Annotated in this window: 10 protein-coding genes; 6 read left to right on the top strand and 4 right to left on the bottom strand. The window is 51.4% G+C overall.

Annotated elements, in window-relative coordinates:
* Window positions 1–89: 89 nt before the first annotated feature.
* The gene (locus ACR0AK_RS11990; protein WP_480793454.1) at window positions 90–1631 is read right to left on the bottom strand and encodes a phospholipase D family protein; all 1542 of its coding nucleotides are present in this window, start codon (window positions 1629–1631) and stop codon (window positions 90–92) included.
* A gap of 650 nt (window positions 1632–2281) precedes the next feature.
* Between ACR0AK_RS11990 and ACR0AK_RS11985 the strand changes: the two genes are divergently transcribed.
* Complete coding sequence (locus ACR0AK_RS11985) at window positions 2282–2644, top strand: hypothetical protein (protein WP_480793453.1); 363 nt, start codon at window positions 2282–2284, stop codon at window positions 2642–2644.
* Complete coding sequence (locus ACR0AK_RS11980; protein ID WP_480793452.1) at window positions 2628–2927, top strand: GNAT family N-acetyltransferase; 300 nt, start codon at window positions 2628–2630, stop codon at window positions 2925–2927. Before ACR0AK_RS11985 ends, ACR0AK_RS11980 begins: the two co-directional genes overlap by 17 nt.
* Before the next feature lie 354 nt (window positions 2928–3281).
* On the opposite strand, the gene ACR0AK_RS11975 is transcribed toward ACR0AK_RS11980, so the two are convergent.
* Window positions 3282–5171 (bottom strand): SLC13 family permease, encoded by a 1890-nt coding sequence (locus ACR0AK_RS11975; protein ID WP_480793451.1) that lies wholly within the window; start codon window positions 5169–5171, stop codon window positions 3282–3284.
* A 744-nt stretch (window positions 5172–5915) separates the two neighbouring features.
* Window positions 5916–7295 (bottom strand): metal-dependent hydrolase family protein, encoded by a 1380-nt coding sequence (locus ACR0AK_RS11970; RefSeq protein WP_480793450.1) that lies wholly within the window; start codon window positions 7293–7295, stop codon window positions 5916–5918.
* A gap of 126 nt (window positions 7296–7421) precedes the next feature.
* Between ACR0AK_RS11970 and ACR0AK_RS11965 the strand changes: the two genes are divergently transcribed.
* The 3 genes from ACR0AK_RS11965 (at window position 7422) to ACR0AK_RS11955 (ending at window position 13032) form a co-directional block, all read left to right on the top strand.
* Window positions 7422–8420: an AraC family transcriptional regulator gene (locus tag ACR0AK_RS11965; RefSeq protein ID WP_480793449.1), complete on the top strand. Its 999-nt coding sequence runs from the start codon at window positions 7422–7424 to the stop codon at window positions 8418–8420.
* 282 nt (window positions 8421–8702) lie between these two features.
* Entirely contained in the window at window positions 8703–10175 is a 1473-nt protein-coding gene (locus ACR0AK_RS11960; RefSeq protein WP_480793448.1) for a L,D-transpeptidase family protein, read from the top strand.
* 349 nt (window positions 10176–10524) lie between these two features.
* On the top strand, window positions 10525–13032 hold the full coding sequence (locus tag ACR0AK_RS11955) for an AsmA family protein (RefSeq protein WP_480793447.1): 2508 nt from the start codon (window positions 10525–10527) through the stop codon (window positions 13030–13032).
* An 11-nt stretch (window positions 13033–13043) separates the two neighbouring features.
* On the opposite strand, the gene ACR0AK_RS11950 is transcribed toward ACR0AK_RS11955, so the two are convergent.
* A complete protein-coding gene (locus tag ACR0AK_RS11950; protein ID WP_480793446.1) occupies window positions 13044–13544 on the bottom strand; it encodes a hypothetical protein in 501 nt (166 codons plus the stop codon).
* Between the two features lie 543 nt (window positions 13545–14087).
* On the opposite strand from ACR0AK_RS11950, the gene ACR0AK_RS11945 reads away from it, so the two are divergent.
* Complete coding sequence (locus ACR0AK_RS11945; RefSeq protein WP_480793445.1) at window positions 14088–16718, top strand: response regulator; 2631 nt, start codon at window positions 14088–14090, stop codon at window positions 16716–16718.
* Window positions 16719–16721 lie beyond the last annotated feature (3 nt).

The following is a 16721-nucleotide window of genomic DNA, read 5'->3' as shown; positions in this document are numbered from 1 at the left end:
AACACCTACGATCTAAGGCAAATCCAGCCAAAAATAGGCCTGTATCGCGATTGGGATAAGCTGTTCAAAAAACCGAACTTGCTGCGTGGTCAAAGCATCCATTCGACCGGCAGCCACCTTACGACCGTCGTCAGGGCGCGCTGTAGGCCGTTCGTTTCAGGGTCCACTGTATGAACGGTGACCGTTCCGTCCTGTTCTTCTTGCAGCCAGATCATTTCGCCGTCTTCATTCAGCTCGACGCGGTAAGAAAATTCAGGTCTGTCCAATTCCTGGGCGAGAGATGCTGCAATCGTTGGGCTCTCGATCAGGAGCCCCATTTCAGTGTTCAATCGCGCCGATCTGGGATCCAGATTATATGAGCCAATAAAAATCCGCTCTTCATCTGATCCAAATACTTTTGCATGCAGACCCGATGCCGATCCTGCGAGCATCTCCGGCAGGCTTCGTTCGCGATGTTCCTGTCTCAAAGCTCGAAGCTCCAAAAGCTCTACACCGCTGTTCAACAAGTTTCCCCTGTACCGCATGTAGGCCGCATGAACCGGCATCACGTCGGTCGCGTCCAAAGAGTTGGTCAAGACACGAACTTTAACTCCGGAACCAGCCAGTCCTTGCAAGACTTCCGCACCTCGGTCGCCGGGAATGAAATATGCTGAAACAAGGTCCAGCGAGGTTCGAGAGTCGTTAGCGAATTTGATCAGTTGCTCGACGATCAAGTCTTCACTTTCTGCTTCGCCCAAACCTTTTGCCGGGTCATCGACGAAAAGGGTAACTTCGCTCCACTCGAATTTCAGATCATGCGCCGCTATCCGGTCGGCGAGCTCACTGTCTTGAATCGCTTTTTGGTAGCCTGCGCCTACAGCGGTTTTCCGAGCGGTATCCGCCTTGGATTTAAGGCTTTTTTCCGAGGAGGGTTCCAGAAACAGGGCTGCGTCGTAAGAGGACGCGCTGTTCCAATACGCGTCGAATGACTGCGACACCTCATCGACAATTGGGCCAATGGCTATCGTATCTACATCTAGGTAGTGCGTTCCAGCCCCGTAATCGAAATAGATGTCGCCAATGTTGCGGCCCCCAACAATTGTGGCGACGCCGTCTACAGTCATCGACTTGTTATGCATACGACGGTTCAAACGACCAAAGTCAAATGCGTAAGACAAAAGCTTGGGGTTTCTCAGTGTAAACGGATTGAAAATACGCACATGCGCGTTGGGCAGAGCATTCAGTTCGGCAAGCAAGTTATCCATACCTGAGATGCCGTTATCGTCGACAAGTAATCTGACCCGAACGCCGCGTTCGGCCGCTGCCCTGAGCTCATCGAGCAACATCAGACCCGTAACATCGTCCTGCCAAATATAGTACTGAGCGTCGATTGAAGACGTCGCTTCCCTTGCGAGTATGGCTCTGGCTGCAAACGCTGCCCGCCCATTACCCAAAGGCCGCACCCCATCCAGGCCTGGGTTCCGTTCGATAGCATTTTGAATAGTTTCACCTAAAGGCCCGGTCCAGTCGGCATCTTGTTTCAGTGTTCGCTCAGAAATGTTTTCTTCAGGAAGTGGAAACGCCAGCTTTAGCCCGACAATGGCGACTGTGATCACCACCACTATAGTCAAAAAAATCCTGATAAGCCGCATTCAGGGCCTCGTGTTCATTGCGTCAGATTTACCTTGTAGATGAACATGATTCATCGACCGCAGGTAAATCAAGAGTTGAGGTGTAAACAACAGATCGAGGATCTCACCTATTCGCCAACAGGTGAGGTACCTAACCACCCAAGTCAGAGAAAGCTTTTCCCCGTGCGCCAACATTTGCCGAGGTCGTCGAAACAACCCTAACCGTACCGACGACAGATTGTTGACACTGCCCGTCAGTAGGCGCTTTTTCTCGGAAAGGCTAGCAATGAACTTCGCGGAATGAATGGACCGACTTCCCCAGGAACCGCTGTTATCACAAGCTTTCAGCCGTGATCGGTACAAATACCCGAAAGGTTTCTGTGATTGGTTGATCCCTTAACGAGCGCGCTCTTTCGCAATGGCCAATATTCACGCAATCTGGCTGCCCAAGTCATCGCAATGAACGTCTACTTTGGGCTCGAACCGGACATCTGACGGTTTCAGTAGTTCATTGACCCGGTTCTACCAGCCCTGAAGCCTGCTGTGCGGATAAAGCGGGCGATCGCTATGAAACTGAATCTGTTCGACACAACGGACTGTGTTTGAGTAAAATGACGCCACTTGTTTTGGGGGAGTACCAGTTGGCCAGTTCACAGATTGTGATACGACGAATGTCGGAAGCAGATAATGGTGAAATGTCAAAGCTGCTTGGCGACGTTTTCAGCAGGCGAGATCCACCCGCCGTTTCGACTAAATTTTCGCCCGAAAAGCTCGAAAAGCTCGCCGCACTGTTTGGATCAAAATCTGCAAAAGAAGGATTGTCATCTGTCGCTGTTGATGAAGCTTCAGGTGAGATTGTAGGTGCTGTTTTAGCACATGATTTCGGTCAGCCGCCGCCCGATGGGATTAATGCGATGGATTTAGGTTCCGAGCCAGTCATCACGTTAATTGACGAGCTAGAAAGCGTTTTTTTTGAATACGCACAACGTTCATGCAGAGAAATATCTTCATGTTTTCATGATCGCTGTGCGTGACGATTTCTCGAGAAAGGGAATTGCTCAAAGCTTGCTGGAAGCTTGTGTAAGTCAAGCCAAGAAATCCGGCTATCGGATTGCTTTTGCGGAAGCGACGAACCGTTTCTCACAACGTATTTTTTTGAAAGCGGGCTTCGACAGCGTTCATTCAATTGACTACGAAGACTTCGAACTGGACGGACAACGGCCTTTTCTGGATATCAAGGGCGAGGGAGCTTGTGTGCTAATGGAACTCGATATTTCAGCCAATTTACGATTTTCCGAAAGGCATAGAGCGAAGTAGTCTGCTTTGGGCTCGAAACATCCATTCGCTACAGCTTGCATGAATGTCCGCTCTGCGGACAAAGCGCTCGCTGCTATTTTGGCAAATTACCAATCGGTGCAATCATTCAGGACGCTATAATGTAACTCTAAACCTGATGCTTGTTGTCAGAACATCTTCCAGCTCAGCCGTTGCCGCCGGATTCTGTTAGTTTCGCGTGGTGTTTGCGCATAATTTTGGACGAGTTTCCCATAACTTTGCACTCATGTTCAGTTCATCCATCCAAAGTTCGGGCACAATGACCTTTATTTCTCTTCAAAATGAATTGAAGCACTTCACTCGGCCATGCATCTTTTTTGATGACCGAGTTGCGGCTCAGAAGAAGAGCGCAAGTCCAGTCATTGAGACAACCAAGAAAAGTATGGTCATGATGCCGCCAGAGCGAATGAAGTCGATCACCCGATAACCTGCGGGGCCCATGATCAACGCGTTAACCTGGTGGGTTGGGATCAAAAATGAGTTAGAAGTCGAAATTGCCACGGTAAGAGCAAAAACAGCAGGATTACCACCCGAAGAAATGGCAATAGAAACGGCTAACGGTACCAGAAGAACAGTTGCACCTACGTTAGACATGACCAGTGTGAACGCCGTTGCCAAAACGGCAAGTCCTGCTTGCAAAGACCAGATCGGCCAACCCTTGAGGAGGGCCAACACATGCGCTGCAATCCAATCCGCAGTGCCGGTGTTTTGAACTGCCTGGCCCAACGGGATCAGTGAAGCGAGTAGAAAAACTGTGCTCCAACTTATCGACTCGTAGGCCTCATCAATCGACAACACTCGGCTCAAAACCATGCCAACAGCGCCAATTAAAAGGCACAACGACAACCGCAGATCAGAAAATAGAATTAAGCTCAACGCTATTAGGAAGAAGGCGAGCGCCCATCCGACCTTGTGGGGCCGCAACTCTTCCTGGGGAAAGTCCGAAGTTACGACGACAAAATCCCTGTCTGACTTCAGTCGTGTAAGACGGTCCCACTGCACATGTACCACACACGTATCACCGGCCTGCAAAGGGACTTGCCCGATATGCGTGGCTGAATGATCTTCGGTTTCTACATGGCTCAGTGTTTCTTCGCCGCGCTGAATGGCCAACAGAGACAAACCATGTGTCTGGCGGAGGCGCAAATCAATCGGAGTCTGGCCGATTACTGAAGAGCCGGGCGGAATAACAACCTCTGCAACCCCCGATTGGGTCGCGGCGAAATCATCTGCAAAGACATCCAGTTGGGGTAGGATCTCTAAACCGTAAGGTTCAGCAAATTGATGCTCAACAACACGGCGCAGGCCAAGCACTGCAAGCCGCGCTGGCGCTTCGATCTTTGTATCAGCCATCGGCGCGATGACCTTGTGGCCGCGATAGGATGTGCCAAGAATGTACATGTTATGGGCGACCATTAGATCCGCGAGCGTTTGCCCGATGATGATCGATCCTTCAGGAACACGTATCTCGAACATATCGGCCCTAAGCCCATAGGTGTTTTCGACATAGGTCTGCATTGAACGAGCTGAGCTTGCGTCTTCTCCGCGCTCCCGCTGCGCAGGAAGGACCCAACGACCAAAGAGCACAAAGTAAAGCACCCCTGTCAGTACCAGCATCACGCCGATGGGTGTGACTGAGAACAACCCAAATGTCTCCATTTTTTGATTAGCCGGAAGGGATGAATTTGCCGAAACAATCAGGTCATTCAACAGGATGAGGGGCGACGACCCGACCAATGTGATAGTACCACCCAGTATCGCGCAAAACCCCATGGGCATAAGCAACCTACTCATCGGTATTTCTGTACGCGCTGAGATGCGGCTCACAACAGGCAGAAAAAGCGCAGCAGCTCCTACGTTCTGCATGAAAGAGCTGATGACACCAACCGTTGTTGAAATTATGGGGATTATCCGGGCCTCTGTCGTGCCACCATTCTTGAGGATCAAGGCCGCGACCTTTGACATAAGTCCAGTCTTATCAAGCCCAGCCCCAATTACCATAACTGCGATGATGGACATCACGGCGTTCGAGGAAAAACCTTCAAAGAGCTTGGATACATCTGCAAGATTACCTAGCCCCGGGAGATAGCTCAGTGCACCAAGCAGCACCATTACAAGAATTGCTGCGACATCAATCCGTATGATCTCGGTAACAAAAAGTAAGACGGTAAAAGACAATAAACTCAGTACGGCTATCATTTCGTACGTCAGTGCTGGTAATTCCATATCGTACTCCCAACCTAACGTTACCTGACTAGCAGCAAATACGAAGGACCATCTCTGCGCCGCAGATAAGGCCAAAACCCATCAGGCCAACTCACGCGGTTCGTGTTCTTGGACGTTGTATCTGCTGAAACCTGCCCCTTGGGAGATGACGCTTAATTCGGCGTTATGATTACCGGAGGAAAGCTCGACAAGACACCCATCTCCCTTTTTCATGACGGTGCTTCCAAAGTTATTGTCGACAGTGGGGTTGAATAACACTTCTTTCGCACTCCTTGAGACGAGCCAATGTGCCCGCTTCGTCCGCGCCCATTATGCGCGAATAGACTACGATATCAGCGGCCAGGATCGCGGCAAGTCGCCGCTTTGGTTTTCTGCTCTCTATGAATCTCAGGCTAGCCCAAGGTTTGTCCCAAGACCATGACACTGGCGGCAAACGGACGACGCGATTCCCACACGGATTCAGCCCATGCACCCAAGCAAACAATTTTTTGCATCGCTTCATAGGTCCGCTTTGGGCTCAATGCGGTCGTTCGCTGCAACCGGTTCAAACGTCGGCTGTGCGGACTTTGCCGCCATTGGCCCACTTTCACCGGAAGACCGCACACAAGCCGAAGCAGACAGTCACAAATAGACTTTGCAAACACAGCGAAGCGGGCAAAGCCGCCAATCGCGGCGGTCAAATCTGAAGAGTTTTCAATTGGAAAGGTGCGCGGAGTGCCGAGGTGAGTTCACTCCGCGCGACACTCATTCGAGTGCGTTCTTGTAGATCACCCCATCCTTCATGATGAAATCGATGTTGTTCGCGTAGTCGACGAGGATAGTCACGTCTTCAACTGGATTGCCGTCCACTAGTAGAATATCGGCATAAGCTCCCTCCGATATCACGCCCAACGGGCCATCAACGTATGGATTAAGCTTTCCTGAAAGCGCGAGCAATTCAGCAGTCTTGGACGTTGCCTGAACTAGAATTTCATAAGATGACCAGACCTCTGTCCGATACTGGAATTCATCGTTCTGTTTCGAAAGCGCAACTGGGTCTCCAATGATGTCTGTTGAGAATGCGACCTTTTCTATTCCGAAATCCTTGATTAGCTTCATCTGGTTTCTTGCACCGGCTTGGACACTGAGAAACTTTGCCCCAGCACTAGGGCCGAGTGCTTTTGCAACTGTTTCTTCGTCCAACCCCAGCAACGAGTAGAAGGGGACAATCCAAGCGTCAGCATCCTTGATTGCTTGTGCAGAGACTTCGGTCATTAGCTGTCCGTGTTCGATGCTGATTACGCCAGCTTCTAGTGAGCGCAGGATCGAGTCATCATTATATGCGTGGACCATGACATAAGTGTCCCAGTCCGCTGCGGTTTTGACCGAGGCTTCAAGCTCCTCAGGCAAGCCCTGTACAGTGTGCAGTGGGTCAACCGAAGAAGACACGCCGCCGCCAGCCATAACTTTTATTTGCGTAGCGCCGAGCCGCAGCGCCTCTCGCGTTGCACGCAGTACTTCTGGCACGCCATCCGCCAGGAACTCTACATGCTGATTAAAGAATGAGGGCTGCGCTCCAATAAAGTTGGGGTGCGGTTCGGTGTAAACGCGATGTTCTCCATGACCCGATGTTTGAGAGATCACAGGTCCAGACGGGTATATTCGTGGGCCAACGGCCTTTCCTCGGTCAATTGCTTTTTGCAGTCCAATGGCAGGGCCTCCAGCATCCCGGACAGTTGTGAAGCCACGCAGCAACATTTTTTCTGCTTCTGACGTGGAAACAGCGCCCCAATACATCCAATCAAAGTTATCTCTTAGATCAGCCACAGGCTCAGTTATTGCCATATGTACGTGGGCATCGATCAGGCCCGGCATCAGAGTTCTGCCTCCACCGTCGACTATCCTAGCGTTGGCTACTACAAGGGGCTCAGACGATACCTCTGCGATCAGATTATCGACTACCATGACATTCGCGTTCTCAATTCTCTCTGAATTCACGCCGTCAAAAACATGCACGTTAGTAAAGAGTATCGGAAAGCTAACCTCTTGTGCGAATGTCGGAGCGGAAAGAAGTCCCGCAAAGATAACCAAGGCTGCACTTCTTGACAGTGCTCGCTTGAAACGCAGCTCAAAGGGAAAGTTCATTTTCCGATCTCCAGCTAAAGGATGTCCAAGGTGGCGATCATGCTATCAAGGTTTTTGAGAATTACTCATTGTCATTTGAGGACAATTTCAATTTTCTCTGTCCAGTAAAGATAACTAGGATGACATATGTGCGCTCAGGCTTCTCAAGTGACAATCCCAGTCATGCAGTCAAAATTTTTGTCAGCGGTAGTGGGTCGAGCTTGCGAATTGGGTGCCGACAGAGAAAAGGTCTTGGAAGGCTGCTTACTCAGGTCAGAAGTTTTATCTGGTCCTACCCAACCAATTCCTAGCGCATGTGTGTATCGCGCGTCCAACCGTGCCGCCAGACTTTCAAAAAATCCATATCTTTGCGCAGAGATTGCTAGTCAATTTGATTGGAGTGACGGTTTCGTCCCACCTGAAACTTTAAGTTACTCGCCTAGCTTGGGAGACCTGCTCGTTGCTTGGCTTCAGTTTGTGGAAGCCGTGCAAATTTCAATGAATTACACAATGACGATTGAAGATGGACGGGCCATATTGATGGGTCGCCGGATGCTTCAAGCTTCTCAACCTCCGGGCCAAGCAGACGCATGGGATATTGTTGCATGGTCTGAAATGCTGAAGACGAGATTGGGGCCAGTATGGAACAGCGCATTGGTAGAAGCACTTGTCTTTGATCCGAAAGCGATCCCGCCAACTTTTATTCCAAAAAGTCAGGTTCAAAAATGCGATGCATGGGGCCTCAGTATGTCGTTCCCCGCGTCTTGGTTGATGCAGCAGTCAAAATTTGAACGAAACGAGGCGACGGAAGCGGACAGCCCCATTCAAAAAGTACTCGACTTGGCCGACTTGTTCTCTGTGATTGACTACTCCGCATGGCCTGGCTTGGACGGATTTGCAAAATTCATCGGTTTGCATCCCAAAACGCTTCAAAGAGAACTTGCAAGACACGGCACGACAGGAGCAAATCTCGTAGACAGCGCGAAAATGCGCCAGGCGGAGCAATGGCTGACCGAGGGGCGCCTTTCTATAACAGATATCGGAAAGAACTTGGGCTACAAAAACCCAAGTGCGTTTACACGAACGTGTCGCCGTTGGTTTGGTTCGTCGCCTTACCGGTTAAGGCACGACCTCGATGTTCGATGAAATGCTCGTGAAGTAGGTCCGCTTTTCGAGCAAAATCTGAGAATAATAAATTACGAATTGATTATACAAAATGTTGGAGTATCCTATGCTGCAGCAACCACATATAGATTGACTATTCAGGAGGGGATGGTGAAAGTTCTTAGATCAGCTGTTGCAACTGCACTGACTGCAACGCTGGTAACATGCCCCAATTTGGGCGCAGCAGACCAAGTCTCGGAACAGATAGAAGCGCTTCTACGGTCAAATACGAATGCGAGTAATACACTTTCAAACAGCAAGAGTTTGGACGCAGAAATCCTTGTACCTCGTTTCTATACGGCTAGAGAATTTACGCCGGCTTGGACCGGTTTTGAATTGGTTGACGAGCTTTTTGAGGAGTTGGACGGAGCAATTGATCAGGGTTTTACGCCGAGTGACTTCAAACTAGAAGAGCTTCGATCCGCATTCAAAGCCTCACAGGATGGCGATGCCTCCAGTCGAGCTTTATTCGATATTCTGGCGACTGACGCGGCCGTAAAACTCGTACACCACTTGGTGTTTGGAAAAGTCGATCCAAATGCGCTAGACGACGCTTGGAATTTCTCAAAGCCAGTAATACAACAAGACCCTTCCGTTGTATTGAGCCACTATCTTCAAGATGAAGGCTTCAGCGCTTTAATTGAACGCATCGATATCGACAACGCGCAATATACGATGCTCGTTGATGCTTTGAGCAAATACAGAGCTATCGCATCAAAGGGAGGCTGGAACACAGTCCCCGAAGAAACGGTTCTGAAGCCGGAAATGGTGGATCCTGCCGTCGCCGAACTGCGCAAAAGGTTAGCGACAGAAGGCTACGATGGAACAAATGAATTTCCAGAAATCAGCCAAAGCGGTATAAATCCAGCTTGGGTTTATGACGATCATTTGGTGCGACAGGTAAAAACCTTTCAAAATCGTCACGGCTTGGAGGCAGATGGCGTCGTTGGTGGTAAGACCTTCGCGTCTCTCAACAAACCTGTCGAAGATCGCATAGATAAATTGCGGCTCAGCCTGGAACGAGGCCGCTGGCTCATGCGCGAAATCGACGAAGAGTTCGTGCTGGTAAACATTGCAGGCGCTCGTACTTACTTGGTCACGTCCGATGGGACGCTTTGGACCACTCGGTCGATCACAGGATCAGCCTACCGAAAAACCCCAGTGTTCCGAGATGAAATTGAATACATGGAATTCAATCCGACTTGGACTGTTCCCGCCTCGATTTTTCGGAAGGATAAGCTTTCGCGCATCCGCAAGGATCCAGCCTATCTGGCGCGCAACAATTACGTAGTTCGGAACAAAGACGGGCAGACGATTCCTGCCAACGCTGTGAACTGGGGGGCAAAGAACCCCGACGTCACTTTGGTTCAGCAGCCGGGCCCAGACAATGCGTTAGGTTTAGTCAAGTTCATGTTTCCCAATAAATACGCAGTGTACTTGCATGATACCAACGACCGCAGCCTTTTCGACCGAAATGAGCGGAACCTCAGTTCCGGCTGCGTTCGCCTTGAGTATCCGTTCGAATTTGCCAGCCTTTTGATGGAGGGAGAGCCGGACTGGAGTCGGCAAAAAATGCAATCCATTCTGGATAGCGGGAAGACAACGCGAGTTAACCTACCCGAGCCCATGCCGGTCCTTTTGACCTATTGGACTGCTTGGGTCGAAGATGGGGCCGTTCACTTCCGCGAGGACCCTTACGAACGAGATGCTCGAATACTTGCAGCTTTGGACCGATGAACACGTCATCCTAAAAGAGATGCGCAATTCTAACCGTGTTAAATTGCTAGTAGGATTGGTGACTTCCAATTGGTGGAAATTCGAAGCAGTGTGAGCTGCAATAGGGGAGCACATGAGGGTTTGGCTGGTTAGGATAGTCGGGTTTGTTGCATTTCTCGCATTCGCCGCAGTCGCTTTTGTTTGGCTGTTGCTTGCGGCTCCACTGTTCTCCGATATGCGGCGTGAACTTGTTGAACAAGTTCTTTCGAAACAAATTGGCCGGCCACTGTTGATCAACGATGACGTGAGCGTAGCGCTTGGACGCATTAGTCACATATACGTCGGTGGGGTGGTCATTCCGAGCCAAACAATGCCGGAGTCACCTCTTGTAGAATTGAACTTTCTGGAACTGGAGCTGGACATTGCCGCTTTGACCAACCGGCGTCTACATTTTGACAATCTGGTAGTGGAAGGGCTCCAAGCAAATCTTCTTACAGCCGCAGACGGCACAACAAGCTGGCGAAAAGGCAGGCCGACAACCAAGCCAGCTTCCGAGGAAACAGTACCAGCGGTTGATCAAAAAGACGTCGCTAGTGTTGATAGTACCGATGAGATCGACACCGAAAGCAGTGGAATCCTGAACTTTCTGAGCGACAAGAACGTCAGTTTCAAGTCAATCGGGCTAAACATCGACGACAAGGTCTCGGGCTTCTCGTTTGTGTTTGACCTACAGTCACTTGCTCTTGAACAAGCGGATCATGGACAAAGAACGAAGGTCTCTGGTTCCGGATCCGTCAACGGTCAGGGCTTCCAAATCGAAGGCGACTACCCGCACGCCGCACCGTTTACGACGCGCGCCAGTTTTGGCGAAATGACCGTAAGCTACGATGGTGAGCCTTTCTCGGAGGACGAAGGTGGTGGCTATCGAGCTGTATTGGAGATGGACACCGGTGAATTCGGTGATTTTCTAGATGTCATCGGATTGGAACGCGTTTTGGAAGGCAATGGCCAGTTGCAGGCAGAACTCGTGTCTCAGGACGCCCTGAAGATCGAGGCGTTTACAACCACCGTAAGCCTGGAGGATGGACAGAATCTCGAAGCTGAAGGTTCAATAGATGACCTCTACACCGCTCAGGGCGTCGATCTGCTTTTCAACGCGCGGCTTCATCCCGAAGGACAGTCGCCGCCAGCAGCAAAAAGTATCCAAGAGCTGAAATTCACCGGCTTTGAAATGCATATGGTCGGATCTCTGACGTCCTTCGAATTCGAGAAGCTACTTTTTCAAACCAATGCGTTTGACCAAGGGTTAGACGTAATCGGTCCAGCCTCTATTGAAAACATTCGCCGCATGCCAGACGGCCGGCTCGCCATGCTGGGCATCGCGCTGCAAGCCGGGCCAATTGAAGAGCCTGTCCTGAAAGCCGAAGGTGAAATCCTTGATCTGCTTCAGCTTCAGGACGTAACTTTCGATGGTGTGCTGAACGGACCCGCCAAGTTGATTTTGCCCAACCTTGATGAAGACTATGTTAACCAGTTCGGCGGCATCAAAGCCGATTTCAACATATCCAATGCGGGCGGGCCGGTTTCACTCAACAGGTTTAATGCGACCACTTACGGCACCGATCTCTGGGCGCTCGATCTCGCACTATCTGTCAACGAGCTAAGAGGGCTTGCCGGTCTCGATTTCGACGTGGAATTGGACATCGACGACAGCGCCGAGTTTCTGACCGCGCTCAATCTGCAACCTGTCGAAATTGGCGCATTGGCTATCAACGCTGAAACCTCTAGGCAGGGCGAAGACTTTGATGCTGCAATCCAGTTCGAAGCCGGGTCTTCACATCTTCTTGCAGCTTTGGATGCACAGTTTCCAGAGGGCGCTTCTGTAGTTCGGGGCAACATCACGAGCGAAAAGCTCGATCTCAATGACCTGAAGAACCTGACTGCCGTACTGGATCAACTGAAAAGCTTGGTAGGAGAGGCCTCAAAGGTACCTGAATCCGAAGTTCAGCCTTTGGTTTTGCCGAAGAAGACAGGCGTCCAGCCCTTGGTGCTGCAAAAGGAAAAAGGGAAACCTGCCGATCTTCTGGATGTGCAGCGCGTGCTGCGAGAAGCTGACGTCGAGGTACAAATCGATTTCAAAGAGATTGTAGGCCAGCAAGGTGTAACCTCTGTTTCAAGCCAACTGTCTGCAAAAGACGGAACCGTGGATTTCGGCCCTCTCCAGATGGCTTATGGCGGCGGAAACTTCAGCCTGAGGGCGGTCATGGATCTGATTGATTCACCCGATTGGCTTTCATTGTCGGGATCAACTTCGGGATGGGAATTCGGTGAGATCCTTGATGAGTTTGGAATTGGCATTGATGCCTATGGACGTTTGAGCGGTGAGTTCAACGTTTCTGGCAGTAACGCCTCGGGCAAGGCCTTCGTTAATTCGATGCGCGGCAACGCGTCTTTGTCGATGTCGGAGGGCTACATCAGCACCAGCCTATTGGAACTGGCGGGGCTGGGCATTTTCCCTTGGCTGTTTTCAGAAGAGTTCAGACAGGGCTACACCGACATCACTTGCGTGGTTGCTCCGGTTGCTATTCAGGCCGGGCGAGTCAGTTCAAACTCCATCGTCATCGAAACAGGGTCAGTTCAATTGGTGGCCAGGGGGCAAGTGGACTGGCTGAACGATAGCATAGCGCTCAGAGCGGAGCCTCGGCGCGTTGGCAAACCGCTGTCTCGAAGCGCCTGGCCCTTTGATGTGACGGGCCAACTTTCGTCGCCAAAGTTCAAGCTGGATGTGGGCGGGTCCAGAAACAAGGCCCCGGAAGGCGCTGATGCTATGCCTGCCGACAGGCAACCCTGTGTGCCGGACATCAATCAATTGCAGTAGTCGGACGCTAACTAGTTCTTCAGTGGTTCCGGCTGTTCGGCCTGACACGTCAGAACGGCCTCAATGGCTTTTGCAGACCCGCTGAGGTCGAGTTCAACCTCGGCCCCACTTTCGCCAATGATCGTAACACTTTGGCGCTTTCCAAACTCGGTTACAAACGCCGGGTTGTCGAAAAAGGCGTAGCCGCCGGGCACGCCATTCTTGAAGACTCCAACCGCCTCGCCTTCGAATCTCGCATCACCAAAATCGAACTGTACGATCCCGGTCGCCCCGTCCTCGATTTGAACCCAGGCCGGATTAAAAGCGGCAAAAAAGCCGCCGGCCTGATTGGGTGCTGCGCCGATTTCAACGGTCATGTCATTTTCAAAGGGCTTCCACGCGAGGCAGCCGTCTCCCTTTTCGGGATCAATCAGGATTGTCCAGTCGCCGGATTCACCCCACCGTTCCATACCAGCGGCATGAAGAACGCTTGCACAACACAAAGCCATTGTTGTCAGAACATACCTGTACATTTGGGACCTCAGAACTGTTTTGAAGGTTAGCCCATCCTATCGATCAAGAAAGATCAATCAAACGATACAGAAAAAGCTTTATCAGGACCCAAGTTGTCGGAGCGCAACCGCGAAGCCTGCTTCCTGCTCATAGTCGCATACGCTGCCATTGGAAGGAATGCCCGGTTTGAGCAGTCTACTGGACTTTGCAAAGTCCGCTTTCTGCGCATTGCTGTTATTGGGGCATCGCGCAGCATCGATCAAAGTGGGCTCGATGCGGTCGTTTGCAGAATTTTCCTCAAAGTCTGCTCTGCGGACTATACTGCCGATAAGTCAGTTTGTTGGGACGTGTGATAACGGCCCATAGCCGACTTTGAGCAGATTGATTGATATCTGCTATCGTACCCGCATTCCGGACATTGGCCACAGCTACACCATTGGCCTCACGGGGTCCGACAGAACAGCGGCTCTGTCAACATCAATCCAAAGGCACACACAGTCGGTCCGAAACAGCCTTGTTTTGTAACCGCATTTCAATTCAACTGGAAACAGTGAGTTACCGACGTGTCGGTTTCACCAGATGGAGAGCGCGAAATGAACCATTCCGGCGATCACCGTGTGTCGAAACCGTTTGGAACGAACCAGGCTCTGGACCGGATCGTCGACGCCATAAACACAATTCCCGAGGGCTTTGCCCTGTATGATTCCGAGGATCGTTTGGTTCTGGCGAACGAGACGTATCGCAAGATGCTGTATCCGGGGCACGAAGATTTGGTGAAACCGGGGATGACGTTCGAACAGGTCGTCCGCAAAGCACTGTCGCTCAACGTGATTGCAGATGCGATCGGACGAGAAGAAGAATGGCTGGCGCAACGGCTGAAACGTCACGACAATCCGGAAGGCACCCAGCTGCAAAGCCGGGCATCCGGGGGCTGGATCAAGATCAGCGAGCGGAAGACCCATGATAACGGAACCGTTGCGATCTACAGCGATGTGACCGAACTAAAGAAGGTCGAAGCCCGCAATGCCGAGCTTGCTCAGATCCCTGAGGAAAACCCCAATCCGGTTATGTGCATCAGCAGCGATGGAAAGCTGCTTTTTGCGAATAAAGCCAGTGACCCGATGTTGAAAGCGTTGAACCTGAAAGTCGGTGCAGCCGTTACAAAAGAATGGCTGGCACGCGTCAGGAAAGGGCTTGAAGAGAACGAACGGCAGGATTTTGAATGCCATGCTGGCGGTATGGTCTATTCGTTACTGCTCTGGCCGGTGCCGGATGCCAAACATGTCAATTTGTACGGGCGGGACGTTACGCAGCTGAAGCAAGCAGAAAAGCGGATGCAAGAACTGGCGCGCATTCCTGAAGAGAACCCTAACCCGGTCTTGCGCATCACTAATCAGGGCAAATTGATATACGCCAACAAGGCAAGCACTCAGCTGATTGAAGCGCTGCAATTGAAGGTTGGCGACCGCGTCGGAACGGGTTGGCGCAAAAGGGTCACAAAAGGTTTGCACGAGGATCAACGGCAAGACTTCGAATACGAGGCAGGTGGTCTGATCTATGCCCTTTTACTATGGCCGGTGCCGGAGGGCGGCTATGCGAATATCTACGGTCGGGACATTACCACCCAGAAGCAGGTGGAAAGCGAACTGCGCGTGGCAAAAGACAATGCTGAAGCTGCGAATAAGACCAAGAGCACATTCCTTGCCAATATGAGCCACGAACTCCGCACGCCACTAAACGCGATCATCGGGTACAGTGAGTTGATGCTTGAGGAAGCTATCGACCAGAATGATGAGACGAACCTGAGCGATCTTCAAAAAATCCAATCTGCCGGGAAGCACCTGCTTGCCCTAATTAACGACATTCTGGATTTGTCCAAAATCGAAGCCGGAAAGATGGAGTTCAATCTGGAAGCATTCGATGTCTTTCAAATGATCAAAGATGTCGGAACAACGGTGCGACCGCTGGCCGAAAGAAATAACAATACTCTGAAGATTGTGTGCGCGGAGAACATCGGGGATATGGTTTGCGATCTGACCAAGGTGAGACAAGCATTGCTCAACCTTTTGTCCAACGCCTGCAAGTTCACCGAAAACGCTACAATCACGCTGTCCGTCCAAAGATCGAAGGAACAGGATCAGCTGGAATTTTCAGTCGCCGATCAAGGTATCGGCCTGTCCCCCGAACAAGTCGACAAAGTGTTTGACGCGTTTACTCAGGCGGATTCCTCCACTACCCGCAACTACGGGGGCACCGGTCTGGGGCTGTCGATAACCAAGGTCTTCTGCGAACAGCTGGGCGGCAACATTCACTGCGCCAGCACGCTCGGCGAAGGGTCAACTTTCACAATTCGTCTTCCGAGTATCTGCAGAGATCCGTCTACAGACCCGCTGCGGGAAAAAGGGTATTCCGGCGACGATCAAGACAGCGATTCAAACGCGCCGCTGGTTCTGCTCGTCGATGACGACCCGACGGTGCATGACCTTTTGGGGCGGCGGCTGCGCAGGGAAGGATACCGTGTTCTTGCCTCGACCAAGGGCGACGAAGCGTTGGAACTGGCGCGTAAATCCAAGCCTGACGCCATCACACTAGATGTGTTCATGCCCGAAATTGACGGCTGGGCGGTGTTGTCGAAGCTGAAAGACAACCCGGATCTGGCAGACATCCCGGTGATTATGCTGACATTCGCCGAAGACCGCACGCGCGGATTGTCGCTGGGTGCAAGCGAATACCTGAGCAAGCCCATCGACACGGTCGCACTACTGAATGCGCTGAAAGAGCATTGTCCGTCCCTGCCGGCGCCCCGCGCCCTTGTTGTTGAAGACGAGGCTGCAACCCGCGAAATGATCTGTCGCGTTCTGGGCAAGGAAGGCTGGCAGATCGAGCAGGCCGTCAACGGGCTGGACGCTCTTCAACGTCTTTCTGCATCCGTACCGGACGTCATTTTGCTGGATCTCATGATGCCAGAAATGGACGGGTTCGAATTTCTGGCGGGGATGAGGAAGAACCCGGACTGGAAAGACATACCTGTCATCGTAGTCACCGCGAAGACCCTGTCAAACGAAGACCGCGCGCGGCTGAGCAGCTCGGTCGAGACGCTGATCAGCAAGGACGGGGATGAAATTGAAATCATCCTCAACAAGTTGAACGACATTATGGTCAAAAACCGGCCTACCTCTACAGAGGAAACATAGGTT

The sequence above is a fragment of the Ruegeria sp. BI12 genome (assembly GCF_056537985.1).
The sequence above is the reverse complement of the archived record's forward strand: the minus strand, read 5'-3'. Positions and strand labels throughout refer to the sequence as shown.